Here is a 25,526-nt window from a genome sequence, read left to right as displayed (position 1 = left end):
GGAGGAACACGAAATGCCTAAAGTAACAGTATTCAATGTGAGCGGTTCGCAAGTAGGCGAATTGGAACTGGCAGAGAACGTATTCGGTATCGAGCCTAATACTCACGTTATGCATAGTGCAGTCGTTCTACAGCAAGCTGCTGAACGTCAAGGCACGCACAAGACTAAAGGTCGCTCCGAAGTACGCGGCGGCGGTCGCAAACCTTGGAAGCAAAAGGGCACAGGACGCGCGCGTCAAGGCTCCATTCGCTCCCCGCAATGGGTTGGCGGCGGTACGGTCTTCGGACCAACACCACGCACTTACGGCTTCAAATTGCCTAAGAAAGTTCGTCGTCTTGCGATTAAATCCGCATTGTCTTCTAAAGTGATCGCGAACAACATTATTGTTCTGGATCAACTGACATTCGCGGCTCCTAAGACGAAAGAATTCAAGAGCATTCTGAACAACCTGAAAGCTGATCGTAAGGCTTTGGTTGTAACAGCTAACTATGAGGACAATGTAGCGTTGTCCGCACGTAATATTCCTGGTGTGAAATTCGTTGCAGCTGACGGCATCAATGTTCGCGACGTACTTGTTTATGACAAGCTGATCATCACTAAGGAAGCAGTAGAGAAAGTACAGGAGGTGCTTGCGTAATGAAAAATCCACGCGATATTATCAAGCGCCCGGTTATAACGGAACGTACGAGCGATTTCATGGCTGTTAAACGTTATGTGTTTGAAGTAGACCTTCGCGCGAACAAAACCGAAATCAAACAAGCTATTGAGCAAATCTTTAACGTAAAAGTAACCAGCGTTAACACAATGCGTGTTGCTGGTAAGCCGAAGCGTTATGGCAAACATAGCGGTTACAGACCTGACTGGAAAAAAGCAATCGTTCAGCTTAGCGCTGACAGCAAAGAACTTGAGTTCTTTGAAACGTCTGTTTAGAAAAGGAGGGAATACAAGTGCCAATCAAAAAGTACAAACCGACCTCTCCAGCTCGTCGTGCGATGTCCGTATCCACATTCGAGGAAATCACGACAAGCACACCGGAGAAATCGTTGCTTGCACCGCTCTTCAAAAAAGCTGGTCGTAACAACCAAGGTAAAATTACGGTTCGCCACCATGGCGGCGGACACAAACGTAAATATCGTATCATTGATTTCAAACGTACTAAAGACGGTATCGTAGGTAACGTTGCGACGATCGAATACGATCCGAACCGTACCTCGAACATTGCTCTGATCCACTACGTTGACGGTGCGAAAGCATACATTATCGCTCCTAAGGGCCTTAAAGTAGGCGATCAAATCGTTTCTGGACCTGATTCCGATATCAAAATCGGCAACACGTTGCCGCTTAAAAATATCCCTGTCGGTACAATTATCCACAACATTGAGCTGAAGCCAGGTAAAGGCGGCCAATTGGTTCGCGCAGCTGGTACTGAAGCGCAATTGCTTGGTAAGGAAGAAGATTATGTCTCCATCCGTCTGAGCTCCGGCGAAGTTCGCCGTATCCTGAGCACTTGCCGCGCTACAATTGGTTCTGTAGGCAACGAAGATCACGAACTCGTGAAAATCGGTAAAGCCGGTCGTAACCGTTGGCTCGGCAAACGTCCTGAAGTCCGCGGCGTAGTAATGAACCCGAACGATCACCCACACGGTGGTGGTGAAGGCCGTGCTCCAATCGGACGTAAGTCGCCGTTGTCCCCATGGGGCAAACCGACATTGGGCTACAAAACACGCAAGAAAAAGAAAGCATCGAGCCAATACATTGTTCGTCGTCGCACGAAATAATAGTTGCTTGATACAATCCGCGTGATGGAGTCATCACGCCAGTGCTTATGCGAAGGGAGGATTCTACATGGGTCGCAGTTTGAAGAAAGGTCCATTCATCGACGGACATCTGCTTAAGAAAGTCGAGGATCTGAACGAAACAAACAAAAAGGTCGTAATCAAAACATGGTCCCGCCGTTCGACGATTTTCCCACAATTCATCGGGCACACAATCGCGGTATACGATGGACGTAAACACGTGCCAGTATACGTGACTGAAGACATGGTAGGACACAAGTTCGGTGAGTTTGCACCGACTCGTACTTACAAAGGTCATGCGAACGACGACAAGAAAACGGGCAGACGTTAAGTTGCCCTTTAACATCTTTTAAAGAACGAGAGGAGGTTCCCACATGCCAGAAGCTAAAGCGCACGTTAATTTCGTACGTATCGCTCCTCGTAAAGCGCAGCTCGTAGCGGACTTGATCCGTGGCAAGAAGGTTGGCGAAGCGATTGCGATTCTGCGTCACACGCCGAAAGCCGCTTCCCCGATTATCGAGAAACTGCTTAACTCTGCAATTGCTAACGCTGAGCACAACTACCAAATGGACGTGAACAACTTGGTTGTAACGCAAGTATTTGCAAACCAAGGTCCAACAATGAAACGTTTCCGCCCTCGCGCGATGGGTCGCGCAAGCCGGATTAACAAAAGAACCAGCCACATCACCTTGGTGGTATCTGAAAAATAAGGAGGGATAACGTGTGGGTCAAAAGGTAAATCCAGTCGGTCTTCGTGTCGGGATCATCCGTGATTGGGAATCCAAATGGTACGCAGGCAAAGACTTTGGCGATCTTCTTCTAGAAGACGTGAAAATCCGTGAGTACTTGAAGAACAAGCTGAAAGACGCAGCAGTATCCCACATCGAAATCGAGCGCGCGGCTAACCGCGTGAACGTAACGATCCAAACCGCTAAACCAGGTATGGTAATCGGTAAGGGCGGTTCCGAAGTTGAGAACCTTCGTACGGAGCTCGGAAAGATTTCGAAGGGCAAAAAAGTACACATTAACATCTCTGAAATTAAACAAGCCGATCTGGACGCTATCTTGGTAGCAGAAAGCATCGCACAACAACTTGAGCGTCGCGTATCTTTCCGCCGTGCATTGAAACAAGCAATTCAACGTTCCATGCGCGCCGGTGCCAAAGGGATTAAAACCGCTGTTAGCGGACGTCTCGGTGGCGCAGAGATCGCACGTAGTGAAGGCTACAGCGAAGGTACGGTTCCGCTTCATACGCTTCGTGCTGATATTGACTATGGCACAGCTGAAGCACATACGACTTACGGCCGCATCGGCGTAAAAGTATGGATCTATCGTGGCGAAGTCCTTCCTACGAAGAAGAAAGCTCCCCTGGAAGGAGGCAACTAATCATGTTGGTACCAAAACGTGTAAAACACCGTAAGCAACAACGCGGTAGCATGAAAGGTCGCGCTAAAGGCGGCACTACTGTTGCTTTCGGCGAATACGGTCTACAAGCGCTTGAACCATCTTGGATCACGAACCGTCAAATCGAAGCGGCTCGTATCGCAATGACTCGTTACATCAAGCGTGGCGGTAAAGTATGGATTAAGATCTTCCCTGACAAACCGATCACTCAAAAGCCTCTCGAAGTGCGTATGGGTAGCGGTAAAGGTAACGTTGAGAAATGGGTATCCGTTGTTAAGCCGGGCAAAATCATGTTCGAGCTGGCTGGCGTACCTGAAGAAGTAGCTCGTGAAGCAATGCGCCTTGCGGCTCACAAACTGCCTGTAAAAACGAAGTTCGTGAAACGCGAAGAAGTGGGTGGTGAAGCAAATGAAGGCTAGTGAATTTCGCAACCTAACCTCTGTTGAGATTGAACAACAAATCGCTGGTTTCAAAGAAGAGTTGTTCAACCTTCGTTTCCAATTGGCTACTGGCCAACTGGACAACCCGACTCGCATTCGTGACGTGCGTAAGGAAATAGCTCGTGCTAAAACCGTTTTGCGTGAAAGAGAACTCGGAATCAGCAGCTAATATTAAACCTTGCACAATATAACGATCACGGATGAAGGAAGGAGGCAAAACATGAGCGAACGCAATGCCCGCAAAGTTCAAATTGGCAAAGTGGTAAGCGACAAAATGGACAAAACAATCGTGGTGGCTGTAGAAACTTACAAAAAACATGATTTGTACCATAAACGCATTAAATATACGAAAAAATATAAAGCCCATGACGAAAACAACACTGCGAAAATCGGCGATACCGTTAAAATCATGGAGACTCGTCCACTATCCAAAGACAAGCGCTTCAGATTGGTTGAGATTGTCGAAGTAGCGATTGTTCTTTAATGAGCGATTAGTGCCCGTATGAATGCCGAAAGGAGGACGTAATCCATGATTCAACCATTTACACGTTTGCGTGTTGCCGACAACTCCGGCGCTAAAGAACTGATGTGTATCCGCGTACTGGGCGGTACTGGCCGTCGCGTAGGTCATATCGGCGATCTGATTGTTTGCTCCGTCAAACAAGCAACGCCAGGCGGCGTTGTCAAAAAAGGTGATGTAGTTAAGGCGGTTATCGTTCGTACGAAACGTTCGGTACGTCGTAAAGACGGTTCCTACATTGCATTCGACGAGAATGCTGCAGTAATCGTTAAAGAAGATAAGAGCCCGCGCGGCACACGTATCTTCGGACCAGTTGCCCGTGAGCTTCGCGATAAGGACTTCATGAAGATCGTATCGCTTGCACCGGAAGTAATCTAATCAAGAACGACAAGATAAAGCCTGATAGCTTAGCGAGCAGGAGGTGTAACAAATGCCAAGACTGAAAAAAGTATTGGAATCCCACAACAATAAACTGCATGTCAAAAAGGACGATACGGTCATCGTAATTACCGGTAAAGATAAAGGTAAGAAGGGCCGCGTCATCGCAGCTTATCCTCGTGAGAACCGCGTACTGATTGAGGGAGTTAACATGGTGAAGAAGCATTCGCGTCCTTCCCAAGCAAACCCGCAAGGCGGTATCATCGAGCAGGAAGCTCCAATCCACGTATCGAACGTCATGCACGTGGATCCGAAGAGCGGCGGCGTAACCCGTATCGGTTACAAAGTGCTCGACAACGGCAAGAAAGTCCGGATCGCCAAAAAATCCGGAGCACAGATCGACTAATCGTTATGGTAAGAAAGGAGGTCCATGAACAATGACAGCAAGACTGAAAGGTCGCTTTCTTAATGAAATCACTCCTGCCTTGATGCAGAAGTTCAACTATACTTCGGTAATGCAAGTTCCGAAGATTGAGAAGGTTGTAATCAACATGGGTGTTGGCGAAGCAGTATCCAACTCCAAAATTCTAGATGTTGCTGTAGAAGAGCTACGCATCATCTCCGGTCAAAAACCGGTTGTCACTCGTGCTAAAAAATCTATCGCGGGCTTCAAGCTTCGTGAGAACATGCCAATCGGCGTTAAAGTTACACTGCGCGGTGAGCGCATGTACCACTTCCTCGACAAGCTGTTCAACATTTCCCTTCCGCGTGTACGTGACTTCCGCGGTGTATCGACTAAAGCATTCGACGGACGTGGAAACTACACGCTGGGCCTTAAGGAACAGCTGATCTTCCCTGAGATCGAGTATGATAAAGTTGATAAAGTACGCGGTATGGATATCGTCATCGTCACGACGGCAAAAACGGACGAAGAATCTCGTGAGCTGCTGACCCAAATGGGCATGCCGTTCACGAAGTAATCCACTTGTAGGAGGTGTAATACCCAGTGGCAAAAACTTCGATGAAAGTGAAGCAACAACGCACACCGAAATTCAAAGTGCGCGCTTATACGCGCTGTGAGCGTTGCGGCCGTCCGCACTCTGTTTTGCAAAAGTTCCAAATTTGCCGGATTTGTTTCCGCGAGTTAGCATACAAGGGCCAGATTCCTGGCGTTAAAAAAGCAAGCTGGTAATCAAGCCTAGTTCGGGAAGGAGGTTCACATAAATGGTTATGTCTGATCCGATTGCAGATATGTTGACGCGCATTCGCAATGCGAACGTTGTTCGTCACGAAACAGTGGAAATGCCAGCTTCGAAAGTGAAGAAGCAAATCGCTGAGATCTTGAAGCGCGAGGGCTTTATCCGCGATGCTGAATATATCGAAGACAACAAACAAGGGATTATCCGTATTTTCTTGAAATACGGCCCGAACCAAGAGCGCGTCATCACTGGCCTGAAACGTATTTCGAAGCCAGGTCTGCGCGTATACACGCAAGCAACTGAGGTTCCTCGCGTGCTTGGCGGACTGGGAATCGCGATTATTTCCACGTCCAAAGGCGTTATGACAGACAAAGAAGCTCGCCAGGTTAAATCCGGCGGCGAAGTCGTCTGCTACGTTTGGTAATCAATAAGTCAGAAAGACAGGAGGTGTAACAATGTCCCGTATTGGTCGCAAACCAATTGCTGTCCCAGCTGGTGTAACAATCAACTTGGACAACACAGTTATTACTGTAAAAGGACCGAAAGGCACGCTTACTCGTGACATCCACAAGGATATGAAAGTCAATGTGGCTGAAACCGAGATCGTGATCGAACGTCCTTCCGACAATAAATTGCATCGTTCCCTGCACGGAACGACTCGCAGCATTATCGCAAACATGGTGACAGGTGTTACTGACGGCTTCTCAAGAAACTTGGAGCTCGTAGGCGTAGGTTACCGTGCTAGCAAATCCGGAGATAAAATCGTGCTTAACGTTGGTTACTCCCACCCGGTTGAAATTGCTCCCGAGAGCAACATCGAGTTCGAGGTTCCAGCTAACACGAAAATTACTGTTCGCGGTATCGACAAAGAGCGCGTAGGCGCTGTTGCCGCTCAAATCCGTTCCGTACGTGAACCTGAGCCGTATAAAGGCAAAGGTATCAAATACGAAGGCGAGCGCATCATCCGCAAAGAAGGTAAAGCTGGTAAGAAGAAATAATAAGGAACGTGCGACGTTCCTTACAATAGCTTCATAGGGCAAAAAGAAAGGAGTGAAACAGGCATGATTACGAAAGGCGACAAAAATAAGGCTCGTCTGAAAAGACACCTTCGTGTTCGCAAGAAAATCAACGGTACGGCTGCACGTCCGCGTCTGTCCGTTTTCCGTTCCGCTAAGCATATGTATGCACAGCTGATCGACGACGTTGCAGGCGTAACGCTAGCATCGGCATCGACAAAGGATAAAGAGTTGACTGAAGCAATCGGCAACGGCGGTAACGTCGAAGCTGCAGCTAAAGTTGGCGAGCTGATCGCAAAACGCGCTCAAGCTCAAGGCGTAACTGAGGTTGTATTCGACCGCGGAGGTTACTTGTATCACGGCAGAATTTCTGCATTGGCTACAGCAGCTCGCGAAGCTGGCCTGAATTTCTAATCACTCAATAAGGAGGTAAAACGACTTGCGTGTAGATCCTAATACGTTAGAACTTACTGAAAAAGTAGTTCATATCAACCGTGTTGCAAAAGTTGTAAAAGGCGGACGCCGTTTCAGCTTTAGCGCACTTGTAGTAGTTGGCGACGGCAAAGGCTACGTGGGCGCGGGAATCGGTAAAGCAGGCGAAGTACCAGATGCGATTCGCAAAGGTATTGAAGATGCTAAGAAAAACCTGATTCACGTTCCACTCGTAGGAACTACGATTCCTCACCTTGTGCTTGGTCACTTCGGAGCTGGCGAAGTTCTGCTGAAACCTGCTTCCGAGGGTACTGGTGTTATCGCTGGCGGTCCAGTTCGTGCAGTTCTTGAGCTGGCTGGCGTAGGCGACATTTTAACGAAATCTCTTGGTTCTTCGAACTCCCTGAACATGGTTAACGCGACGCTTGAAGGTCTTTCCCGTTTGAAACGTGCGGAAGATGTTGCAAAGCTGCGTGGAAAAACAGTCGAAGAGCTGCTAGGTTAAGGAGGGAAATAAGATGGCAAAATTGCAAATCACCCTCGTTCGCAGTTTGATCGGCCGCAACGAGAAACAACGTGCAACGGTCGAAGCACTTGGCCTTCGCAAAATTCGTCAATCGGTCGTTCATGACGACAGTGCGGCAGTCCGCGGTATGGTTAACGCGGTTAACCATTTGGTTAAAGTCGAAGAAGTCTAACATAAAGCAACCGTATTACACGAAATAAACAAGGAGGTGCACGAACGATGAAATTGCATGATCTAGCACCAGCACCGGGCTCGACTCAAGCGCCAAAGCGCAAAGGTCGCGGTATCGGTTCCGGTAACGGTAAGACGGCAGGTAAAGGTCATAAAGGTCAAAACGCTCGTTCCGGCGGCGGTGTACGTCCTGGATTCGAGGGTGGCCAAAATCCTTTGTACCGTCGCGTTCCGAAGCGCGGTTTCAATAATCCATTCCGTAAGGAATATGCGATTATTAACATTGAAGATCTGAACAGCTTTGCTGCAGGGACAGAAATTACTCCAGCGTTTCTTGTTGAGCAAGGGGTTATCAGTAACCCGTTGGCAGGAATCAAAGTCTTGGGTAACGGCGAATTGAAAGTAGAGCTCACTGTTAAAGCAAACAAGTTCTCTCAATCTGCGGTAGAGAAAATCCAGGCTGCCGGCGGTAAAACCGAGGTGATCTAATTGTTCACGACCGTGTCCAACATCTGGAAAGTTGCGGATCTGAGAACTAGGATCCTATTTACACTTTTCATTCTTTTCATTTACCGGATTGGCTCTTTCATTCCAGTTCCGGGAGTAGACAAAACCGTATTCGAGAACATGGATTCGCAAGGCGCTGACTTGTTCGGCCTGCTTAACACGTTCTCGGGCGGTGCGCTCTTCCAATTCTCCATCTTCGCGATTGGTATTACACCATACATCACTGCATCGATTATCGTGCAGCTGTTGTCCATGGACGTAATTCCTAAATTCGCGGAATGGGCGAAGGAAGGCGAAAACGGGAAGCGTAAGCTAGCCCAAATTACGCGTTATGGTACAATCATTTTAGGTTTGGTACAAGGCTTCGCGACAGCGATCGGCTTTAACCGCTCTTTCGGCCTCGAAATGATCCCTAACGCAACCTTCGTAGACTATTTGGTCATTGCGATCATCCTGACAGCTGGTACAGCTTTCTTGATGTGGCTCGGTGAGCAAATTACGGAGAGAGGTATCGGCAACGGTATTTCGATCTTGATCTTCGCTGCAATCGTAGCTGGTATCCCTGGCCACGTTCGCACACTGTACCAAGATCAATTCGTTGGTGCTGAAGATCAATTGTTCTTCAATATCCTGAAGATGGTGCTGATCGTACTCGTTATTATAGCGATCATCGTCGGCGTTATCTTCATCCAGCAAGGTATCCGGAAGATCCCTGTTCAATACGCTAAACGTGTTGTTGGGCGCAAGATGTACGGTGGACAATCGACTCACATTCCAATGAAGGTAAACGGCGCAGGCGTCATCCCGGTTATCTTCGCGGTATCCCTGATCATGTTCCCTGTAACGATTGCGAACTTCTGGGCCACGCAGCCTTGGGCAGACTGGATTATCAACAATATGAACTATGACCGTCCTCTCGGAATGGTATTGTACGTATTGCTGATCATCGGTTTCACCTTCTTCTACACCTTCGTGCAGATTAATCCGGTTCAGATGGCTGATCAGATGAAGAAGAATGGCGGTTACATCCCGGGCATCCGTCCTGGCAAACCGACATCCGCTTACCTGACTCGCGTAATGTCGCGGATTACACTCACGGGTGCGCTCTTCCTGGCCTTGATCTCTGTGTTCCCTGTGTTGTTCGGTTCACTTGCGGGATTGCCAAGGTCAGTACAGCTTGGTGGCACTTCGCTCCTCATCGTTGTCGGCGTTGCGCTTGATACGATGAAGCAGATCGAAAGCCAATTGATCAAACGTCATTACAAAGGGTTTATCAATAAATAACAGTAGGTTCGACAGCGGGCTGCCGCGCTTCCTAATTGGTGCGGTGCGGTACCCGAACGAACCTTCCTGCGTTTAAAGCGAGGAACACGGTAATGAACATTTTATTCATGGGCCCTCCGGGAGCCGGCAAGGGAACGCAAGCAGAGCGGATCGTAGAAGAATTCGGCATTCCGCACATTTCGACGGGCGACGCTTTCCGTCTTGCTATGAAGCAAGGGACGCCGCTTGGTTTGAAAGCGAAGGAATATGTAGATCAAGGTCTACTTGTTCCAGATGAAATTACGAACGGCATCGTGAAAGAGCGTCTAGCTCAAGACGATTGCCAGAAGGGTTTCCTTCTGGATGGCTTTCCCCGTACATTGCAACAAGCCGAAACGCTTGATGTTATGTTGACGGAGCTTGGCCGCAGCGTCGATCATGTCGTGAACTTGAAGGTTGACCGCGGATTGCTGCTTGCACGTTTGACGGGCAGACGCATCTGCAAATCTTGCGGATCGACTTACCATGTACTATTCAATCCACCTAAGGTCGAAGGTATCTGCGACAAAGACGGTGGAGAGTTGTATCAACGTTCTGATGATACAGCAGAGAAAGTGGGCACACGCCTTGACGAATACACGTCCAAGACGGCTCCGCTTCTTGATTACTACAGCGGTAAGGGTCTACTACGCGAAGTCGATGGCGAGAAGGATATCGACGTAGTAACGAACGATATCGTTTCCTGCCTGAAAGGTACGTTGTAATGATTATTTGCAAATCCGAATCGGAGCTGCGATTAATGAGGGAAGCCGGACGGATTGTTGCGGAAACGCATCGCTTGATGGCGGCGGCAGTTAAGCCGGGTATCACTACAGGTGAGCTCGATCGAATTGCTGAAGGGTATATTCGTAGCCAGAATGCCGTTCCTTCCTTTAAAGGTTACAATGGGTTTCCTTCCAGCATCTGCGCTTCTGTCAATGACGAATTGGTGCACGGATTCCCTGGATCTCGCAAGTTGAACGAGGGCGATATTATAAGCATCGATATCGGGGCACAGTACGAAGGATATCATGGCGATTCCGCCTGGACCTATGCGGTCGGGAATGTGACGCCTGTAGTTCAGAGACTGCTTGATGTTTCGGAAGAATCGCTTTATGCGGGTCTTGCGCTCGTCAAACCGGATATCAGGCTTTATACGATATCGCACGCCATCCAGAAGGTTATTGAAGCAGCAGGTTTCTCAGTTGTGCGGGAATACGTAGGGCACGGAATCGGCGCGGAATTGCATGAAGAACCGCAAATACCGAACTATGGTATACCGGACAGAGGGCCGCGGCTGAAGCCGGGTATGGTGCTTGCCATCGAGCCGATGGTCAATATCGGAGAACGATATGTACGCACGCTCGAAGACGATTGGACAGTCGTAACGCAAGACGGTTCCTGGTGCGCTCACTTTGAGCACACGGTTGCCGTCACGGAGGACGGCTTTGAAATATTGACCAAATTGCCGCAGCAGACCGAGGTGTAAGATGGATGCTCGTCCCCAAGTTGGTCAGTTCGTCAAAGTGCTTCGAGGCAAGGACGAGGAAAGCTACGCCGTTATAATTTCGATCATCGACGATAAATTCGTTATGATTGCAGATGGTGATAAGCGTAGATTCGACCAGCCCAAGAAAAAGAACGTTCTGCATCTGATGTTACAACCTGCCTTAAGTCATGAGGTAATAAGCAGCTTGCAAGAAACAGGCAGAGTGACGAATGCCAAATTACGTTACGCAATTCAGAAGTACGCGCATGCGAAAGGAGAATGACGGTGGCGAAGGAAGACGTCATTGAGGTCGAAGGTACGGTTATAGAGCCGTTGCCAAATGCGATGTTCAAGGTGGAGCTGGAGAACGGTCATCAAATTCTCGCACATGTATCCGGCAAGCTTAGAATGCACTTCATCCGCATTCTGACCGGAGACAAAGTGGTCATACAGTTATCGCCTTACGATTTATCGAGAGGGCGCATCACCTATCGGAAGTAACCGCTGTTAGCGGCAAGCTTTTCGAAAGATTCGGGAGGTAATCACAATGAAGGTTAGACCTTCGGTTAAGCCGATTTGCGAAAAATGCAAAGTCATTCGTCGTAAAGGCAACGTTATGGTGATTTGTGAAAATCCGAAACACAAACAAAAACAAGGATAAAAGGAGGGAACTATAGCCCATGGCACGTATAGCTGGTGTAGATATTCCGCGCGATAAGCGCGTTGAAATCGCCCTGACGTATATTTTCGGTATCGGCAAAACGACTTCGCAAAAAATCCTGGCTTCTACGGAAGTTAACCCAGACACTCGCGTTCGCGATCTGACTGAGGATGAGCTTGCTCGTTTGCGCGAAGCCATCGACAAGAGTGTTAAAGTAGAAGGCGACCTTCGTCGTGAAATCTCGCTTAACATTAAGCGTCTAACTGAGATCGGCTGCTACCGTGGTCTTCGTCACCGTCGCGGACTTCCTGTTCGTGGTCAACGTACGAAAACAAATGCGCGCACGCGTAAAGGTCCACGTCGTACTGTAGCGAACAAGAAGAAATAAGAAAGGAGGATAATGGACAATGGCTAAACCAAAAAAAGTCGTTCGCACAAAACGTCGCGATCGGAAAAACATTGACACAGGCGTGGCTCACATTCGTTCGACGTTCAACAACACGATCGTTACGATCACTGACCCGCACGGTAATGCAATCTCTTGGGCAAGCTCCGGTAACCTTGGTTTCAAGGGCTCCCGTAAGAGCACGCCGTTCGCAGCTCAAATGGCTGCTGAATCCGCTGCTAAAGCAGCAATGGAGCATGGCATGAGAACTGTCGAAGTTATGGTTAAAGGACCTGGCGCTGGCCGTGAAGCTGCGATTCGTTCGCTGCAGGCTGCTGGATTGGAAGTTAACCTCATTAAGGATGTAACCCCAGTTCCACATAACGGATGCCGTCCACCGAAACGTCGTCGCGTATAGCCCATTCCTTTGTGGTATCAAATGACTACAACTTGTGAATAATGGTTGTGAAGGTTTGGCATACTACATGATTAGGCACAATGAACGACTAGGTAACGGAGCGACGTTTGAAGGAGGGTACTATTAGTGATTGAGATCGAAAAGCCGAAAATCGAAACCGTAGAGCTGAATAACGAGGGCACATACGGACGTTTCGTGGTCGAGCCGCTGGAACGCGGATACGGCACGACGCTTGGAAATTCGCTTCGCCGAATTTTGTTGTCGTCTTTGCCTGGTGCAGCGGTAACGTCGGTACAAATCGACGGAGTCCTGCATGAGTTTTCTACGGTTCCCGGAGTGATTGAGGACGTAACGGAAATCATTCTGAACCTGAAAGGCCTGTCGCTTAAGATCCATTCCGACGAAGAGAAAGTGTTGGAGATCGATGCGGAAGGCGAAGGGAACGTAACAGCGGGCGATATTCGAGCTGATAGCGATGTCGAGATTTTAAGCCCTGATCTTCACATTGCGACCTTGGCCTCCGGAGCGCGGCTCCATATGCGGATTTTTGCTAATCGGGGACGCGGTTACGTGCAAGCGGACCGGAACAAGAGCGACGATCAACCGATTGGTGTCATTCCTGTCGATTCAATTTACACGCCCATTACTCGGGTTAATTACAGCGTAGAGAACACTCGCGTCGGTCAAGTCACGAACTATGACAAGCTGACGCTAGAAGTTTGGACGGACGGTAGTATTCGCCCTGAAGAGGCTGTAAGCCTCGGCGCTAAAATTCTTACCGAGCACTTGGACTTGTTCGTTGGATTAACGGATGAAGCCAAAGATGCTGAAATCATGGTTGAAAAGGAAGAGGACAAAAAAGAGAAAGTTCTAGAGATGACTATCGAAGAACTGGATCTGTCCGTACGTTCATATAACTGCTTGAAACGTGCAGGCATCAATACCGTTCAAGAGCTGATCACGAAATCCGAAGAGGATATGATGAAGGTTCGTAACCTTGGTCGCAAATCCTTGGAAGAAGTTCAAGAGAAGCTTGAAGAGCTTGGTCTTGGCTTGCGCATGGAAGAGTAGTATCGTAGTCTGACAGCAGAGTTAGACCACACAGCAAGGGAGGGGAAAACAAGATGGCATATCAAAAATTGGGACGTGACGCTAGCGCGCGGAAAGCATTGTTCCGCGACCTCGTTACAGATCTGTTCCTTTATGAGCGTATTCAAACGACTGAAGCTAAAGCGAAAGAAGTTCGTTCTATCGCTGAAAAGCTGATCACTAAAGCTAAAAAAGGTGATCTTCATGCTCGTCGTCAAGTTGCAGCTTATGTGCGTCGCGAAACCGTTAACGGTGAGCAAGACGCAATCCAAAAGCTGTTCTCCGAACTGGCTGCTCGTTATTCGGAGCGTCCAGGCGGTTACACGCGTATCCTTAAGCTCGGACCTCGTCGCGGTGACTCCGCGCCTATGGTTTACCTTGAGCTGGTAGACCGCGCGTAAGATGTCTTACAAGTTGAGACGGCTGTTGCCATTCATTGATGGCACAGCGCGTTTCGATCACAGATATAACAAGAAAGGGTGGACCCTTGAGGCCACCTTTTTTTAATTCTTAGAGAATATGTTTGTGTAGCGCTATGTGTAATGGATATAGAAGCGGAGTGAGTGACATTCGCAACATTGGCGTAAAAGTAAGTTATGACGGTAGCGGATTTAACGGATTCCAATCACAGCCGTACGGGAGAACCGTACAAGATGAAATAGAGAAGGCGATCCATCACCTTACGGGCGAGAACATCGTCATTATCGGATCCGGTCGGACGGATGCCGGCGTACACGCCATGGGGCAGGTCTTTAACTTCCGTACGTCTTCGAGCATTCCGACGGAACGCTGGGCAATCGCGCTTAATACAAGGCTCCCTAAGGACATTATTATCCTGGAGGCATGGGACGTTTCGTTCGATTTTCATTCGAGACGTTCGGCCAAAAGAAAGACTTATCGTTATTCTATCGATACGAACAAATTTCCTGATGTATTCTCTAGATCCTATCGCTTCCACCATCCGACGAAATTGAATGTTGCAGCGATGGAAGAAGGGTTAGCGTATCTTGTAGGCAGGCATGACTTTACTTCCTATACTTCTATTCACTCTACTAAGCCACATCATATCCGCACAATTTATGAAGCGTATTTCTTACAAGAACATGGTGTTTTGCACCTGTATATAACGGGAAACGGATTCTTATATAATATGGTGCGCGTTATTATGGGTACGTTATTGTGGGTTGGTCAAGGCAAGCTGAAGGCTGCAGACATGAAACGGATTCTGGAAGGCAAATCACGAACGCTAGCGGGTCCTACAGCTATGGCTCATGGGCTTATGCTAGTGGATGTGGAGTACAGCGATTGGAGCGCTCCAGAGCCGCTGGTGCAGATGGAGACGGAATTATTGGACGATGATGCGGAATAAGGAAGGTTCAGATAGGAGCAGATTAAAAAAGAAGACCAGCACTTGTTGCATGCTGGTCTGCGGGTAAGGTGTTGATCATTTGAGGATAACGTCGCCAGAGCCCGATTGAGCGATCAGCTCCAATTCTCCATCTCCGAATTTTCCGTTAATGTCTTTATCGCCGTTTTTTCCATCCTTCGTAAATCCGCTTTTGCCTAGGACGACATCACCGGAATCCGTTGAGAGTTGTACGGCAAGGGAAGCAGGTTCCTTGGATATTGAGATACTGATATCACCGCTAGATGCTTTGAGATTCGTATGATGGGTGAGATCGTCGGTATCGAGATGGATATCACCGGAGCTTACCTCACCTTTAAGTTCGCCAGTGCCATTCTCAAGCACAACATCGCCGCTATCGACGTCGAATTGGATAAATTCGGATTCATATTGATCCATCTCGATGTCACCACTGTTTGTCTCGAGATGAATGGAACCCGCAGTTATATCGTCCAGTTCAAGATCGCCGCTGTTGGTTTTGAGTTGAAGCTTGGAGAACGCTGTTACGGCCGATGTTTCGATGTCACCGGAATTTGTACGAAGATCAATAGAATCGAATGTTGCTGTATCCATTGTAACATCGCCGCTATTAACTTTTGCAGTGAGAGACTGCATAGTCTGATCAGGCAGTTCAACTGTCAATTTAACATTCGACCAGTTGAAGCCCAATCGGAAGGTATTGTCCCTCTTCAGCGTGAGTTTAAGCGTATCTCCGTCTTCTTCTGAGACTAACTGCAGATCCTTGGCAACTCCTTTAGCTGCACGGCCATGAAGTGTGACGACGATGTTATCGCCACTCCCACGGATGATGTTGACATCGAGACTACTCGATTCGATGGAGAAGTTGTTAATCTGATCCGCAGAGAACGTCCGTTCATCATGGATGGGCTGGGTAAGACCAGCGAAAAACTTGCTTAACGGATTGTTATCGTTATTCCAGAATAAGTACACGAGTGCGAATGCTCCGATTAGCACAAGCAATGTACCGAGTGCTTTGTTTGCTTGCATGGTACTACACGCCCCTAACGTAGGTGATGTTGTTCCGCTTGCGGATATGCTCGCTGCGGCTTGATTGCTTCTATTGTAGCAATTGGTGTGTCAGGTAGAAACAGCCTGCTGACTTAGGAACAGACTGGTCTTAGGTCTAGTGTGGGAGCGAAATCAATTATCACTTTTTATTTCGCCAAAGGCCCAAAACAGCTTGCACTTCATAATTGTTTATAGTAGAATATAACTTGTGCTTTCTTAGTGGCTCTCCCACAGCCCCGACTAAGAATGGCCACCAAATGTAAGGTTCAACCATGAATAACTAACCAACGGAAACGTTGTTATAAACCGATTATTGTACAGAATTAAGGAGGATCATCCATGCGTACCACCTATATGGCTAAGTCGAATGAAGTCGAACGTAAATGGTTCGTCATCGATGCGGAAGGCAAAACGCTCGGACGTCTGGCTAGCGAAGCTGCAAGCCTGATCCGCGGCAAACACAAACCGCAATTCACGCCTCACATCGACACTGGCGATTTCGTTGTTGTCATCAACGCTTCCAAGATCGTTCTGACAGGCAACAAAATGGCTAACAAAAACTACTACCGTCACTCCATGTACCAAGGTGGCTTGAAAGTCACTCCTGCACATGAGATGTTGAAAAACAAGCCAGAGCGTATGATTGAACTGGCTGTGCACGGCATGTTGCCTAAGAACCGTCTTGGCAACCAAATGAAGCTTAAGCTGAAAGTCTACGCAGGTGCGGAACACCCACATCAAGCCCAAAACCCTGAAGTCTACGAGCTTCGCGGCTAATAAAGAGGAGGACACGTTTCATGGCTCAAGTGCAATACTATGGAACCGGTCGTCGTAAACACTCTGTTGCACGTGTACGTCTCGTGCCGGGTGAAGGACGAATCATTGTTAATAAACGCGATCTGAACGAATATTTTGGTCTAGAAACACTTAAACTGATTGTTAAGCAGCCGCTTAACCTGACTGACACATTGTCCAAATACGATGTATTGGTTATCGCTAACGGCGGCGGCATGTCCGGCCAAGCTGGCGCAATCCGTCACGGCATCTCCCGCGCTCTGCTTAAAGCAGACCCTGAGTTCCGTCCGGCTCTGAAGCGTGCAGGCTTCCTGACACGTGATCCGCGTATGAAAGAACGTAAGAAATACGGTCTTAAAGCGGCTCGTCGCGCTCCACAATTCTCGAAACGTTAATCAACTCAAAGATGCCATCTTTGCTACACGCAGAGATGGCATTTTTTTTGTGAAATTATAACGCTATAGGCGCACGCATAAAAACTTTTCCTCATATTGGTGAAAAGAAGGATTGATCATTTGAGAATATAGTCGTATAATCAATTATACAGACTACTTTACTTGGAATTAAAGATGGAGGTTACGACCTATGAATTTGTTTGAGAAAGAAGCGCTTATTGCGCAAAAGGCTGTTGAACTCGAGAATGCATCGCCGGAAGATATTATCCGTTTCGCCGTCGAGACTTTCCCGAATATTACGTTCGCGTGCAGTTTCGGTGCCGAGGACGTTGTCCTGGTAGATATGCTTCAGAAGATTAGCCCTAAGACAGACATTTTCTACTTGGATACGGACTTCCACTTTAAAGAGACATACGAAACACGCGATCGGATGATTGAAGCTTATCCTGGCATCCCGTTCGTTGAGGTGAAGCCGCTGATCACACCGGAAGAGCAAGCTGAGCAATTCGGTGGAGAGCTGTGGAAAACGGATGCGAACAAATGCTGCGATATCCGTAAAGTACAGCCGCTTACTTCTATTTTGTCCAAATATGAAGCATGGATTACGGGCATCAGACGTGATCAAGCTCCTACGCGCGCGAACGCTAAGAAAATCGAATATGATGTCAAATTCGGTTTGGTGAAATTCAACCCAATCGCGAGCTGGACAACGGAGGATGTATGGAACTATATCCGCGACAATAACGTTGTATACAATCCGCTTCATGATCAACACTACCCAAGCATTGGCTGCGAATATTGCACGCGTAAAGTAATGCCGGGCGAAGATCCGCGTGCAGGACGTTGGTCGGGTCAAGAAAAAACAGAATGCGGACTTCATAAATAATTATCCACAACGATTTTGGGAGGCTTTCAACGAATATGAGTCAAATTGCTCCTCACGGCGGCGAATTAGTGAATCTTGTCGCATCTGGTGAACAACGTGAAGCTTTACTTGCAGAAGCTGCAAAGCTTAATAAGATCGAGTTAAATACTTGGGCGATCTCTGATCTTGATCTGATTGGTGTTGGCGCGTTTTCTCCGCTAAAAGGTTTCCTCAACGAGACAGATTATCAAACTGTTGTATCCGACATGCGATTGGCAGACGGCACAGTATGGAGTATCCCTATAACATTATCCGTAAGTGAAGCCAAGGCAGCTGAGCTAAAGGTTGGCGAAAGAGCGGCTCTGGTAGGCGAAGACGGCATCATTTATGGCGTTATCGACGTAGAGAGCATCTACACTGTGGATCAGAATGTTGAAGCGGTTAATATCTTCAAAACAGGCGATCTTGCTCATCCAGGTGTTCAGAAACTACTTGAGCGCTCGAATATCTATGTTGGCGGATCCATCACGGTATTGAACCGTCCACAGCCTGAGAAGTTCCAGGAGTTCTATTATGACCCGTCTGAGACACGTCGTCTGTTCGCCGAGAAGGGGTGGAAGACAGTAGTTGGTTTCCAGACGCGTAACCCGGTTCACCGCGCTCATGAATACATTCAGAAGACGGCTATGGAGATCGTAGATGCGCTGTTCCTGAATCCACTAGTCGGCGAGACGAAGTCGGATGATGTGCCTGCCAATGTACGGATGAAGAGCTATCTGGCGCTTCTGGAGAACTACTATCCGAAGGATCGTGTTCACCTTGGCGTATTCCCGGCAGCAATGCGTTATGCGGGACCTCGTGAAGCGATTTTCCACGCTATCGTTCGCAAGAACTATGGATGTACACATTTTATAGTAGGACGCGACCATGCAGGCGTAGGCGACTACTATGGCACATACGAAGCGCAGGATCTGCTTAAGACGATTCCTGCCGAGGACCTCGGCATAACTCCGTTGTACTTTGAGCATAGCTTCTATTGCACAACATGCGGCAACATGGCGACAACCAAAACTTGCCCGCATGGCAAAGAATCTCACCTGACGTTGTCTGGAACGAAGGTTCGTGCATTGCTACGTGACGGCGTATGTCCTCCTCCTGAGTTTTCTCGTCCAGAAGTGGCGAAAATTCTCATTGAGGGTATGTCAGAGCAGCCGGTTGGCTAATTGAATCAAATACAAATATGACATTTGGAAACGTCCGCTTTCTTCGGAAAGCGGGCGTTTTGTCGTTTGTGATATGGAATGAATTAAAAATGGAATGAATTAAAAATTACATGATCATTCGGTGGAGAATCAGCCTGCGCATCCATCTCAAAGCACATAAAATATCACCTCGTCCCATATACATCAATGAGCATGGACAGCCTGGTTCTTAATAGGTGTTGTCCGGGTGTGCATGTATAGAATGGAAGACGGGGTGATTTTTGGTGATACGTCGATTTCGTCGGCATTTTGTGATCTGGTTAACGCTGAAGGGTGCGCTGCGGATCACGGCGGCGGCCGCCGTGCTTATATTGACCGGACTGCTGCTTCGCGACAATTTGCCTTCGTCCAGTTCATGGTCGTATTGGACGCTGCCTTTATCCGGCAAAACAATTGCGATAGATGCAGGGCACGGAGGCGCGGACGGAGGAGCAGTGAGCAAAGATGGAGCGGTGGAGAAGGATCTTAACCTTGCGATTGCGTTAAATTTACGCGACTACCTTCAGCAAGCCGGAGCGATTGTCGTCATGACGAGGGAAGGCGACTACGATCTGGCTAGCGGGGATGCCAATGCTTATAGCAAACGTAAGACAGAGGACTTGAAGCGGAGAGTTGCGTTAATTAAAGAGAGTAATGCTGCCGCCTTTATTAGCATTCACATGAATAGTATTCCATCGGATAAGTGGTCCGGTGCCCAGACGTTCTACAACTCATCTGCCCACCCCGACAATCGCCTGCTGGCTGCGTTTATTCAGGATGAAATAAAACGAAATCTCACCAACACAACACGGATCGCAGCCGTCAAAAAGGATGTTTATCTGATGAAAGCATTAACTGAAATTCCTACGGCGCTAGTGGAGGTCGGATTTCTGTCTAATCCAGGTGAAGCGGCGCGACTTGCAGACGCGGAATATCAACGACAAGTGGCGGCCTCCATCTACCAGGGCGTACTGAGGTATGTATCGGGAGAGAAGCTGAGTGGCAGCACGTCGGACGAGATCAAGCTCCAGAACGGAGAGTAGGGGCTTGGGCTTGCAGCGGCGAGTTATAAGCATAAACGAGTAGTCAAAAGCCACATATAAGAAGCGATAAGCTTTAGTAATAGAACGAGAGAGCCGAAAGGGAGCCGTGTACAGTCATAGCGCTAAAGCAGCGGAAGGGATGCACCTATCGGCGCGACCTGCAGACTAGCTCGCAACCTGTGTTATAATGGGGGAGCAGGTTGAGAAGGAACGCTCCGCCAGACGGAGGGTTGCGATTTCGAACAAAGGTGGTAGTAAACGCATGTTAACACGTGAGCAAGCAATCGAAGCCATCGAGCATGTGATGGCTGAACAATATCCCGCGGAAGGCATCTCCTTCCGCGATGTCATGGTCCGGAACCGTCAAGTGTCGTTGACGGTTCTCGAAGCGAGCGCGGCGGCACAGCCCGCGCTCGAGGCCTCGCTGCGCGAGGCCTTGGCGCGCCTCGGCGCCGAAACCGTGCATTGCCGGTTTCGTAGCGCCGAGGGCGCGCCTGCGGCAACGCCGGGCGGGGACGCCCAGGCGCAGCCGCAGGCTGTACAGGCGCCGAGCGGCGGAGCCGGCGCCGAGAGCAGTGCGGCCCCGGTGCAAGGGCACGGGGCCGGGCTGGACAGCCCGCTGCTGGCTGCGGGCAGCGGGACCGAATTTATCGCCGTCGCGAGCGGCAAGGGCGGCGTCGGCAAGAGCACGGTGACCGTCAACTTGGCGGTCGCCTTGGCTCGTAAGGGCAAGCGCGTCGGTATTATCGACGCGGACATCTATGGCTTCAGCGTGCCCGATATGATGGGCATCGAGGAGCGCCCTCAGGTTGTGAACGATCGAGTAATTCCGATCGAACGTTTCGGAGTTAAAGTCATTTCCATGGGTTTCTTCGTCGAGGACAACAGCCCGATCGTATGGCGCGGTCCAATGCTGGGCAAGATGCTTCGCAACTTCTTCCTGGAAATCGAGTGGGGCGAGTTGGATTACTTGCTGCTGGATTTGCCGCCAGGTACCGGAGATGTGGCGCTTGATGTACATCAGATTATCCCGCAAAGCAAGGAAATCATCGTGACCACCCCTCATGCGACTGCTGCATTCGTAGCGGCTAGAGCAGGAGCGATGGCCATCAAGACAGAACACGAAATCATCGGAGTCGTGGAGAACATGTCCTATTACATGTCGAAGTCGGGAGACAAGGAATATGTATTTGGTCGCGGAGGCGGTGCGCGCCTTGCAGAGACGCTTCATTGCGATTTGCTGGCCCAAATTCCACTTGGTGCTCCGGATAACCATGTATCCGAACCTGATTTCTCCCCGTCGGTCTACAAGGCAGACAGCGAGACAGGGATGATGTATCTGGATCTTGCGGATAACGTGATCGAGCGTATCAAAGCATAATAAAACATAACAAGAGCCCGCAATGGCTTCCTAAGCTACGAAACGGCGTTATATACGCCGTTGTCGAACCGGAAGAGCCGCTTGCGGGCTCTTGCTCCTTCTTTTCAACTTTATTATTGATCGTCCTCGTTTTGCTGTTGCTCTTCTTCTCCTTGCTCTTCTTCTTCCATGCCTTGTTCCTCTTCCTGCTGGCCTTCTTCCTGCGATTTTTTTACCTTCTCATCCGGTTTGGTCTGCAGTTCTTCTTTCACCGCTGCTTTCATTAACTCCAATACTTCAAGACGGAATAGCGGGTTCTGCATCGATTCCTGCATGAGCGACATAACTTCTTTCCGATACTGCGAGCTCTTGAGAACCTCGAGAATCATTTTTTCCATCTCAGGGTTTTCGAATGTCTTCAATAGATCGGCTTGATATTGCGGATCCTTTAGCAACTCTTTATGAATCGATTTGTTCTCCTTGTTGACGGCTTTCGCAAATTCTCCAGCAAACCTTGTGTCGGTCATCAGCTTTTTAATCACTTTGTCGTAATCTGGGGAGCTGATCACATCCTTGACGGCTAGCCGTACTTCTTCCTGATCCTGCACCGATAGCAGCTTGGACTGTTGAGCGGTATAACCGGATCGCTGTTCTGAGGATTCTTGCAAGGCTTCTTGGGCATCCTCGGTTTTCAGAATATCGATGACCATGGACTTCATATCCTTATAGCTCATTTGCTGCTGACCGCCGCCGGATGATTCTGCGCCACAGCTCGCGAGTACGAACGTGAGTGCGAATATCGTCAAAAATAAGGACCACCTGATGCGCATTTGAGAATTCTCCCTCCTATGTCAATGCCCGTATGGACCATGGGTCCGCTTCGTGTTTGTTGAATCGTGTTTATTATGTGCAATGTTCACGGTTTTATCATGGAAGGACATTAGCTTTTTGTTGTGATCGTGGTAAAATAAATCCAAATCGTTTATTTTGGGGGATTACTCACGTGACATTGCGGAAATGGTTTTTCTTATTTTGGAGCACAATGGCGTTAGGTGCGGTCGTCTGTATCGTTGCCGGCGGGATTATGCTGCTTACAGATCAGGAATTCGGCTTTCTCGGGATGGAAGCAACCGGCTTCAACATCTTGATGATGGGCATCTCCGGCTTGATGATTGGTGCCTTTAGCCAAATGGGCTTTTTCGCCTACTTGACGCTTAATTATATTGCGCTTAGCGTCTTCCGCCGCAAATATTTGTGGCATGCGCTGCAAGGCTATACAACATTGTTTGCCGTATTTGGTCTTGGTTACGTATTATACGAAGAGAGAACAAATAATTGGTTTTTCTGGGTTCTGCCGCTTATTTTGTTCGTTGCGTCACTCTTGGTTTCTTGGTTTAAGGTTAAACAAACGAACAATAGCGCGTTTCTTCCTACGATGTTCCTTTTATATTTTGTTACTTTCGTCGAGGCTTGGCCGGCGCTGCAGGGCGCAACTAACGTCGCCGCGATTATCTTTATGATGATCCCGTTATTCGTCTGCAATGCATACCAAAATATAATGATGCATCGCCTGCTTGGCGCCAAAGAAGCCGACTCCGCGGTAGTGCCCGCGAAATCGGCCGGTTAAGGAAATATTTAATCTACTTGGAAGTCCGTTTATTCGCTTGCAGCGTTAAGTTGCTGAGCGGTGGCGGGCTTCTTTTGATCCAAGGAGTCGGAGGGAGTCGCCTGTACTGTATTTCCTTGTGCTTCGGTACCATTGATAAGCTGCGTAACGTTGGCGAACTCGTAGCCTTTTTCCCTCAATTGATCAATGATAACGGGCAACGCTTCGTGCGTTTGCAGTACGGTATCGCTGGCGTGAAGCAGAATAATATCGCCGGGATGCGTGCGATTCACGACACGATCAATGATTTTGTCCGTTCCGATGTTCATCCAGTCCATCGAATCGGTATCCCATTGAATGACTTTATATTGGAGCTCTTCGGCAATCCGGAGGACACGTTTGTCAAAATCTCCGTTAGGCAAGCGAATCAGATTCGGTTGTTTGCCGGTAATATCAGATAGAATGGTGTGTGCTGTAGCAATTTGTTTGCGAATTTCTTCATCGCTGAACTTGGTGTAGAAGTCGTGTTTGTGACCATGGCTGCCGATTTCGTAACCAGCGTCTTGAATTTTCTTCACGAGGTCGGGGTGAGACTGACTCCAAAGGGAGGAGAGGAAAAACGTTGCTTGTGTAATGTTTTTCTCCTTCAGCACCTCTAGGATAGGCTCGGCACGCTTGTCTCCCCAGCTGATGTCGAACGTAAGCGCGACGACCTTCTTGTCCGTCGGTACACTGTAGATGGCTGCAGGCTGTTGAGGGGCGAACACCGTAATGTTGTCGCGCTCTGCATAAATAATACCGATAGAAAACACGAGAGCGATCGCGATAAAAAAGTATTTCTTGAGCTTTCTGCCGTTCAGTACATAAAACATGTTCATAGGAAGGGGCTCTCCTCTCTTGGGTATGCCTCGGCATCCCGAGGCAAGGGCTTGACTAGCTCTACTAGTACAATCTATGCTCGTACACATCGGGGATATGCCAATATAGTTTTTTATGAATGCGAGGAGGGTCATGTCGATGTTCAAATGGCAAGCGATATGGGGAGACCTGAAGTCTACTGGGCGTTTTATTGGTATTGCGGCTGTCTTGTTTATTGCAGGTATTGTTGTAGGAGCAAGCAATCCGGCATTCCATTCCTTTTTGGACAGCCAACTGGCTGCGCTCGGACAGCTCGTCGACACTGTGGAGAAAGCGGAGAACAAGACGCTTGCGATGATTGTAGTTATTTTTTTGAATAACGCGATTAAATCCATCATGATCATTTTTTTGGGCGCTTTTTTTGGTGTTCTGCCGTTTATATTCCTTGTCGTCAATGGGATGGTTATTGGTTATCTGGTCGAAAGAGTGTCGCAGGCGCCTGATTCGATTTCCGTATTCGATTTGGTGGTCAAAGGTTTGCTGCCTCACGGCATAATCGAAATCCCGGCAATTATAGTGGCTTGCGCATATGGAATTAGGTTCGGTGTTCTCGTCCTGCGGTTGCTCGGGAACCTTTTGTTTGCTCGCAACAAGGTGAGAGGCATCGGTGATGAGTTTACTCATTTTATTATCAGAATTGTGCCGATCATCATTATATTGACCATTGCATTACTAATTGCTTCCGTTATTGAAAGTACTTTTACAGGTTGGTTGTTGTCGTTGTAATATTATTTCCAATATTTGAGCATAACAGTAAGGCGGTGTCGAAACGCATTGGCGACGACACTGCTTTTTTTGAATTATTCGGTAAGATAAGGTCTTCCTTATGAACCTGTAATTCTTAGGATGAAATGAGCTGTGGCGCCTAACGCCAGCAACAGCAGTTTCGCCACGTTACGTCTGATGACGGTCCAATCGCGCTACATACCCAAAGGAGGCCGCTTACGGTTATGCTCGGAATACTCTTCAACGACAAAGAATGCAAGGAACTCGACTATGTGCTGCGCAAGGAATTAGACGAAATGCTGTTGGATCTTAACGACTCTAGGTTAGATGGCGACATCAAACAAGCGATCGCCCGCAGGTATAAAATTATATTCAGAATGTATGCTCGGATCGCTTCGCCAAAGGAACTG

General features: G+C 48.4%; 42 protein-coding genes (1 of these 42 only partly in view). 39 read left to right on the top strand and 3 right to left on the bottom strand.

All coding sequences use genetic code 11. The annotated features are described in order from the left end of the window. Nucleotides 1-13 precede the first annotated feature (13 nt). From rplD to truA, 30 genes are all read left to right on the top strand, one after another. Nucleotides 14-637 carry a 50S ribosomal protein L4 gene (rplD, locus tag ACX1C1_RS04490; RefSeq protein WP_458955942.1) on the top strand — a complete coding sequence of 208 codons (624 nt, stop codon included), beginning with the start codon at nt 14-16 and terminating at the stop codon, nt 635-637. After that, nucleotides 637-930 carry a 50S ribosomal protein L23 gene (rplW, locus tag ACX1C1_RS04485; RefSeq protein ID WP_458955941.1) on the top strand — a complete coding sequence of 98 codons (294 nt, stop codon included), beginning with the start codon at nt 637-639 and terminating at the stop codon, nt 928-930. The genes rplD and rplW overlap by 1 nt, the downstream gene beginning before the upstream one ends. Nucleotides 931-947: 17 nt before the next feature. Continuing rightward, entirely contained in the window at nt 948-1,778 is an 831-nt protein-coding gene (rplB, locus tag ACX1C1_RS04480; protein WP_458955940.1) for a 50S ribosomal protein L2, read from the top strand. Nucleotides 1,779-1,845: 67 nt separating this feature from the next. Then, entirely contained in the window at nt 1,846-2,127 is a 282-nt protein-coding gene (rpsS, locus tag ACX1C1_RS04475) for a 30S ribosomal protein S19 (protein ID WP_308098082.1), read from the top strand. Between the two features lie 43 nt (nt 2,128-2,170). Next, nucleotides 2,171-2,506 carry a 50S ribosomal protein L22 gene (gene rplV / locus ACX1C1_RS04470; RefSeq protein WP_458955939.1) on the top strand — a complete coding sequence of 112 codons (336 nt, stop codon included), beginning with the start codon at nt 2,171-2,173 and terminating at the stop codon, nt 2,504-2,506. A gap of 13 nt (nt 2,507-2,519) precedes the next feature. Continuing rightward, a complete protein-coding gene (gene rpsC, locus ACX1C1_RS04465) occupies nt 2,520-3,182 on the top strand; it encodes a 30S ribosomal protein S3 (RefSeq protein ID WP_458955938.1) in 663 nt (220 codons plus the stop codon). A gap of 2 nt (nt 3,183-3,184) precedes the next feature. Then, entirely contained in the window at nt 3,185-3,619 is a 435-nt protein-coding gene (gene rplP / locus ACX1C1_RS04460; protein WP_458955937.1) for a 50S ribosomal protein L16, read from the top strand. Next, nucleotides 3,609-3,809 (top strand): 50S ribosomal protein L29, encoded by a 201-nt coding sequence (rpmC, locus tag ACX1C1_RS04455; protein ID WP_119803804.1) that lies wholly within the window; start codon nt 3,609-3,611, stop codon nt 3,807-3,809. The genes rplP and rpmC overlap by 11 nt, the downstream gene beginning before the upstream one ends. 51 nt (nt 3,810-3,860) lie before the next feature. Beyond that, nucleotides 3,861-4,124 (top strand): 30S ribosomal protein S17, encoded by a 264-nt coding sequence (gene rpsQ / locus ACX1C1_RS04450; protein ID WP_458955936.1) that lies wholly within the window; start codon nt 3,861-3,863, stop codon nt 4,122-4,124. A gap of 45 nt (nt 4,125-4,169) precedes the next feature. Beyond that, entirely contained in the window at nt 4,170-4,538 is a 369-nt protein-coding gene (gene rplN / locus ACX1C1_RS04445) for a 50S ribosomal protein L14 (protein ID WP_087570318.1), read from the top strand. Nucleotides 4,539-4,590: 52 nt separating this feature from the next. Further along, nucleotides 4,591-4,944: a 50S ribosomal protein L24 gene (gene rplX / locus ACX1C1_RS04440; RefSeq protein WP_087570319.1), complete on the top strand. Its 354-nt coding sequence runs from the start codon at nt 4,591-4,593 to the stop codon at nt 4,942-4,944. Nucleotides 4,945-4,975: 31 nt separating this feature from the next. Further along, entirely contained in the window at nt 4,976-5,518 is a 543-nt protein-coding gene (rplE, locus tag ACX1C1_RS04435; RefSeq protein ID WP_087570320.1) for a 50S ribosomal protein L5, read from the top strand. 26 nt (nt 5,519-5,544) lie between these two features. Beyond that, nucleotides 5,545-5,730 carry a type Z 30S ribosomal protein S14 gene (locus ACX1C1_RS04430; protein WP_458955935.1) on the top strand — a complete coding sequence of 62 codons (186 nt, stop codon included), beginning with the start codon at nt 5,545-5,547 and terminating at the stop codon, nt 5,728-5,730. A 32-nt stretch (nt 5,731-5,762) separates the two neighbouring features. Then, nucleotides 5,763-6,161, top strand: a complete 399-nt coding sequence (gene rpsH / locus ACX1C1_RS04425) for a 30S ribosomal protein S8 (RefSeq protein ID WP_087570321.1) — start codon at nt 5,763-5,765, stop codon at nt 6,159-6,161. Nucleotides 6,162-6,192: 31 nt separating this feature from the next. Then, complete coding sequence (gene rplF / locus ACX1C1_RS04420; protein WP_458955934.1) at nt 6,193-6,735, top strand: 50S ribosomal protein L6; 543 nt, start codon at nt 6,193-6,195, stop codon at nt 6,733-6,735. Nucleotides 6,736-6,798: 63 nt separating this feature from the next. Continuing rightward, complete coding sequence (gene rplR, locus ACX1C1_RS04415) at nt 6,799-7,167, top strand: 50S ribosomal protein L18 (protein WP_458955933.1); 369 nt, start codon at nt 6,799-6,801, stop codon at nt 7,165-7,167. Nucleotides 7,168-7,192: 25 nt separating this feature from the next. After that, nucleotides 7,193-7,690 (top strand): 30S ribosomal protein S5, encoded by a 498-nt coding sequence (rpsE, locus tag ACX1C1_RS04410; RefSeq protein WP_068679339.1) that lies wholly within the window; start codon nt 7,193-7,195, stop codon nt 7,688-7,690. A 13-nt stretch (nt 7,691-7,703) separates the two neighbouring features. After that, on the top strand, nt 7,704-7,883 hold the full coding sequence (rpmD, locus tag ACX1C1_RS04405) for a 50S ribosomal protein L30 (RefSeq protein WP_458955932.1): 180 nt from the start codon (nt 7,704-7,706) through the stop codon (nt 7,881-7,883). A gap of 47 nt (nt 7,884-7,930) precedes the next feature. After that, a complete protein-coding gene (rplO, locus tag ACX1C1_RS04400; protein WP_458955931.1) occupies nt 7,931-8,371 on the top strand; it encodes a 50S ribosomal protein L15 in 441 nt (146 codons plus the stop codon). Continuing rightward, a complete protein-coding gene (gene secY, locus ACX1C1_RS04395) occupies nt 8,372-9,673 on the top strand; it encodes a preprotein translocase subunit SecY (RefSeq protein WP_458955930.1) in 1,302 nt (433 codons plus the stop codon). It begins immediately after the preceding gene. A 92-nt stretch (nt 9,674-9,765) separates the two neighbouring features. Further along, entirely contained in the window at nt 9,766-10,416 is a 651-nt protein-coding gene (locus ACX1C1_RS04390) for an adenylate kinase (protein WP_458955929.1), read from the top strand. Further along, on the top strand, nt 10,416-11,180 hold the full coding sequence (map, locus tag ACX1C1_RS04385) for a type I methionyl aminopeptidase (protein ID WP_458955928.1): 765 nt from the start codon (nt 10,416-10,418) through the stop codon (nt 11,178-11,180). The genes ACX1C1_RS04390 and map overlap by 1 nt, the downstream gene beginning before the upstream one ends. A 1-nt stretch (nt 11,181) precedes the next feature. Beyond that, nucleotides 11,182-11,463, top strand: coding sequence for a hypothetical protein (locus ACX1C1_RS04380; RefSeq protein WP_458955927.1), 282 nt, complete (start codon nt 11,182-11,184; stop codon nt 11,461-11,463). Between the two features lie 2 nt (nt 11,464-11,465). After that, the gene (gene infA / locus ACX1C1_RS04375; RefSeq protein WP_015847200.1) at nt 11,466-11,681 is read left to right on the top strand and encodes a translation initiation factor IF-1; all 216 of its coding nucleotides are present in this window, start codon (nt 11,466-11,468) and stop codon (nt 11,679-11,681) included. Between the two features lie 46 nt (nt 11,682-11,727). Further along, nucleotides 11,728-11,841, top strand: a complete 114-nt coding sequence (rpmJ, locus tag ACX1C1_RS04370) for a 50S ribosomal protein L36 (protein WP_003333770.1) — start codon at nt 11,728-11,730, stop codon at nt 11,839-11,841. Between the two features lie 19 nt (nt 11,842-11,860). Next, nucleotides 11,861-12,229 carry a 30S ribosomal protein S13 gene (rpsM, locus tag ACX1C1_RS04365; RefSeq protein WP_187103427.1) on the top strand — a complete coding sequence of 123 codons (369 nt, stop codon included), beginning with the start codon at nt 11,861-11,863 and terminating at the stop codon, nt 12,227-12,229. A gap of 19 nt (nt 12,230-12,248) precedes the next feature. Then, a complete protein-coding gene (gene rpsK, locus ACX1C1_RS04360; RefSeq protein ID WP_028609630.1) occupies nt 12,249-12,644 on the top strand; it encodes a 30S ribosomal protein S11 in 396 nt (131 codons plus the stop codon). Between the two features lie 126 nt (nt 12,645-12,770). Further along, on the top strand, nt 12,771-13,715 hold the full coding sequence (locus ACX1C1_RS04355) for a DNA-directed RNA polymerase subunit alpha (RefSeq protein ID WP_087570331.1): 945 nt from the start codon (nt 12,771-12,773) through the stop codon (nt 13,713-13,715). 53 nt (nt 13,716-13,768) lie between these two features. After that, complete coding sequence (gene rplQ, locus ACX1C1_RS04350) at nt 13,769-14,134, top strand: 50S ribosomal protein L17 (RefSeq protein ID WP_458955925.1); 366 nt, start codon at nt 13,769-13,771, stop codon at nt 14,132-14,134. Nucleotides 14,135-14,301: 167 nt separating this feature from the next. Next, entirely contained in the window at nt 14,302-15,102 is an 801-nt protein-coding gene (truA, locus tag ACX1C1_RS04345) for a tRNA pseudouridine(38-40) synthase TruA (protein ID WP_458957593.1), read from the top strand. 75 nt (nt 15,103-15,177) lie between these two features. Here the strand turns inward: truA and ACX1C1_RS04340 are convergent, their stop codons facing one another. Next, on the bottom strand, nt 15,178-16,146 hold the full coding sequence (locus ACX1C1_RS04340) for a DUF4097 family beta strand repeat-containing protein (RefSeq protein ID WP_458955924.1): 969 nt from the start codon (nt 16,144-16,146) through the stop codon (nt 15,178-15,180). Nucleotides 16,147-16,506: 360 nt separating this feature from the next. Here ACX1C1_RS04340 and rplM point away from each other — a divergent pair, with 360 nt between their 5' ends. The 6 genes from rplM to ACX1C1_RS04310 all read left to right on the top strand — a co-directional run bounded on the left by rplM (nt 16,507) and on the right by ACX1C1_RS04310 (nt 21,887). Next, entirely contained in the window at nt 16,507-16,944 is a 438-nt protein-coding gene (gene rplM / locus ACX1C1_RS04335) for a 50S ribosomal protein L13 (RefSeq protein WP_458955923.1), read from the top strand. A gap of 20 nt (nt 16,945-16,964) precedes the next feature. After that, nucleotides 16,965-17,357 (top strand): 30S ribosomal protein S9, encoded by a 393-nt coding sequence (gene rpsI / locus ACX1C1_RS04330; protein ID WP_028609625.1) that lies wholly within the window; start codon nt 16,965-16,967, stop codon nt 17,355-17,357. A 190-nt stretch (nt 17,358-17,547) separates the two neighbouring features. Continuing rightward, a complete protein-coding gene (locus tag ACX1C1_RS04325) occupies nt 17,548-18,243 on the top strand; it encodes a phosphoadenylyl-sulfate reductase (protein ID WP_458955922.1) in 696 nt (231 codons plus the stop codon). Nucleotides 18,244-18,278: 35 nt separating this feature from the next. Further along, complete coding sequence (gene sat / locus ACX1C1_RS04320) at nt 18,279-19,445, top strand: sulfate adenylyltransferase (RefSeq protein ID WP_458955921.1); 1,167 nt, start codon at nt 18,279-18,281, stop codon at nt 19,443-19,445. Nucleotides 19,446-19,711: 266 nt separating this feature from the next. Then, nucleotides 19,712-20,506 carry an N-acetylmuramoyl-L-alanine amidase CwlD gene (gene cwlD, locus ACX1C1_RS04315; RefSeq protein WP_458957592.1) on the top strand — a complete coding sequence of 265 codons (795 nt, stop codon included), beginning with the start codon at nt 19,712-19,714 and terminating at the stop codon, nt 20,504-20,506. Nucleotides 20,507-20,768: 262 nt separating this feature from the next. After that, nucleotides 20,769-21,887 (top strand): P-loop NTPase, encoded by a 1,119-nt coding sequence (locus ACX1C1_RS04310; protein ID WP_458955920.1) that lies wholly within the window; start codon nt 20,769-20,771, stop codon nt 21,885-21,887. Between the two features lie 113 nt (nt 21,888-22,000). Here ACX1C1_RS04310 and gerD read toward each other — a convergent pair whose 3' ends face one another. After that, complete coding sequence (gene gerD / locus ACX1C1_RS04305) at nt 22,001-22,696, bottom strand: spore germination lipoprotein GerD (protein WP_458955919.1); 696 nt, start codon at nt 22,694-22,696, stop codon at nt 22,001-22,003. 173 nt (nt 22,697-22,869) lie between these two features. Between gerD and ACX1C1_RS04300 the strand changes: the two genes are divergently transcribed. Next, complete coding sequence (locus tag ACX1C1_RS04300; RefSeq protein ID WP_458955918.1) at nt 22,870-23,493, top strand: KinB-signaling pathway activation protein; 624 nt, start codon at nt 22,870-22,872, stop codon at nt 23,491-23,493. Nucleotides 23,494-23,522: 29 nt separating this feature from the next. Here ACX1C1_RS04300 and pdaB read toward each other — a convergent pair whose 3' ends face one another. Next, on the bottom strand, nt 23,523-24,350 hold the full coding sequence (gene pdaB, locus ACX1C1_RS04295) for a polysaccharide deacetylase family sporulation protein PdaB (protein ID WP_458955917.1): 828 nt from the start codon (nt 24,348-24,350) through the stop codon (nt 23,523-23,525). A 139-nt stretch (nt 24,351-24,489) separates the two neighbouring features. On the opposite strand from pdaB, the gene ACX1C1_RS04290 reads away from it, so the two are divergent. Together ACX1C1_RS04290 and ACX1C1_RS04285 are read left to right on the top strand one after the other, a co-directional pair. Further along, a complete protein-coding gene (locus ACX1C1_RS04290; protein ID WP_458955916.1) occupies nt 24,490-25,116 on the top strand; it encodes a stage II sporulation protein M in 627 nt (208 codons plus the stop codon). A gap of 224 nt (nt 25,117-25,340) precedes the next feature. Beyond that, a protein-coding gene (locus ACX1C1_RS04285; protein ID WP_458955915.1) for a hypothetical protein crosses the window boundary here: on the top strand, nt 25,341-25,526 show its 5' portion. The gene runs 39 nt beyond the window's last position; the window shows 186 of its 225 coding nt (coding positions 1-186); its start codon is at nt 25,341-25,343; the stop codon falls past the right edge of the window.

The organism is Paenibacillus sp. strain BS8-2, assembly GCF_054483835.1.
This window is presented reverse-complemented; position numbering and strand designations above follow the sequence as displayed.

Bases quoted from the DNA above. Each gene is read 5' to 3' on its own strand.
- gerD (WP_458955919.1), bottom strand. From the start codon at position 22,696: ATGCGCATCAGGTGGTCCTTATTTTTGACGATATTCGCACTCACGTTC.
- rplN (WP_087570318.1), top strand. From the start codon at position 4,170: ATGATTCAACCATTTACACGTTTGCGTGTTGCCGACAACTCCGGCGCT.
- rplP (WP_458955937.1), top strand. From the start codon at position 3,185: ATGTTGGTACCAAAACGTGTAAAACACCGTAAGCAACAACGCGGTAGC.
- rplE (WP_087570320.1), top strand. From the start codon at position 4,976: ATGACAGCAAGACTGAAAGGTCGCTTTCTTAATGAAATCACTCCTGCC.
- sat (WP_458955921.1), top strand. From the start codon at position 18,279: ATGAGTCAAATTGCTCCTCACGGCGGCGAATTAGTGAATCTTGTCGCA.
- pdaB (WP_458955917.1), bottom strand. From the start codon at position 24,350: ATGAACATGTTTTATGTACTGAACGGCAGAAAGCTCAAGAAATACTTT.
- ACX1C1_RS04380 (WP_458955927.1), top strand. From the start codon at position 11,182: ATGGATGCTCGTCCCCAAGTTGGTCAGTTCGTCAAAGTGCTTCGAGGC.
- rplD (WP_458955942.1), top strand. From the start codon at position 14: ATGCCTAAAGTAACAGTATTCAATGTGAGCGGTTCGCAAGTAGGCGAA.
- ACX1C1_RS04325 (WP_458955922.1), top strand. From the start codon at position 17,548: ATGAATTTGTTTGAGAAAGAAGCGCTTATTGCGCAAAAGGCTGTTGAA.
- ACX1C1_RS04390 (WP_458955929.1), top strand. From the start codon at position 9,766: ATGAACATTTTATTCATGGGCCCTCCGGGAGCCGGCAAGGGAACGCAA.
- rplM (WP_458955923.1), top strand. From the start codon at position 16,507: ATGCGTACCACCTATATGGCTAAGTCGAATGAAGTCGAACGTAAATGG.
- rpsS (WP_308098082.1), top strand. From the start codon at position 1,846: ATGGGTCGCAGTTTGAAGAAAGGTCCATTCATCGACGGACATCTGCTT.
- rplO (WP_458955931.1), top strand. From the start codon at position 7,931: ATGAAATTGCATGATCTAGCACCAGCACCGGGCTCGACTCAAGCGCCA.
- rpmD (WP_458955932.1), top strand. From the start codon at position 7,704: ATGGCAAAATTGCAAATCACCCTCGTTCGCAGTTTGATCGGCCGCAAC.
- rpsH (WP_087570321.1), top strand. From the start codon at position 5,763: ATGGTTATGTCTGATCCGATTGCAGATATGTTGACGCGCATTCGCAAT.
- rpsQ (WP_458955936.1), top strand. From the start codon at position 3,861: ATGAGCGAACGCAATGCCCGCAAAGTTCAAATTGGCAAAGTGGTAAGC.
- rplW (WP_458955941.1), top strand. From the start codon at position 637: ATGAAAAATCCACGCGATATTATCAAGCGCCCGGTTATAACGGAACGT.
- ACX1C1_RS04310 (WP_458955920.1), top strand. From the start codon at position 20,769: ATGTTAACACGTGAGCAAGCAATCGAAGCCATCGAGCATGTGATGGCT.
- rpsI (WP_028609625.1), top strand. From the start codon at position 16,965: ATGGCTCAAGTGCAATACTATGGAACCGGTCGTCGTAAACACTCTGTT.
- rpmC (WP_119803804.1), top strand. From the start codon at position 3,609: ATGAAGGCTAGTGAATTTCGCAACCTAACCTCTGTTGAGATTGAACAA.
- rplF (WP_458955934.1), top strand. From the start codon at position 6,193: ATGTCCCGTATTGGTCGCAAACCAATTGCTGTCCCAGCTGGTGTAACA.
- rplR (WP_458955933.1), top strand. From the start codon at position 6,799: ATGATTACGAAAGGCGACAAAAATAAGGCTCGTCTGAAAAGACACCTT.
- rplX (WP_087570319.1), top strand. From the start codon at position 4,591: ATGCCAAGACTGAAAAAAGTATTGGAATCCCACAACAATAAACTGCAT.
- rpsM (WP_187103427.1), top strand. From the start codon at position 11,861: ATGGCACGTATAGCTGGTGTAGATATTCCGCGCGATAAGCGCGTTGAA.
- rplV (WP_458955939.1), top strand. From the start codon at position 2,171: ATGCCAGAAGCTAAAGCGCACGTTAATTTCGTACGTATCGCTCCTCGT.
- ACX1C1_RS04290 (WP_458955916.1), top strand. From the start codon at position 24,490: ATGTTCAAATGGCAAGCGATATGGGGAGACCTGAAGTCTACTGGGCGT.
- rplQ (WP_458955925.1), top strand. From the start codon at position 13,769: ATGGCATATCAAAAATTGGGACGTGACGCTAGCGCGCGGAAAGCATTG.
- ACX1C1_RS04340 (WP_458955924.1), bottom strand. From the start codon at position 16,146: ATGCAAGCAAACAAAGCACTCGGTACATTGCTTGTGCTAATCGGAGCA.
- map (WP_458955928.1), top strand. From the start codon at position 10,416: ATGATTATTTGCAAATCCGAATCGGAGCTGCGATTAATGAGGGAAGCC.
- rpmJ (WP_003333770.1), top strand. From the start codon at position 11,728: ATGAAGGTTAGACCTTCGGTTAAGCCGATTTGCGAAAAATGCAAAGTC.
- rpsK (WP_028609630.1), top strand. From the start codon at position 12,249: ATGGCTAAACCAAAAAAAGTCGTTCGCACAAAACGTCGCGATCGGAAA.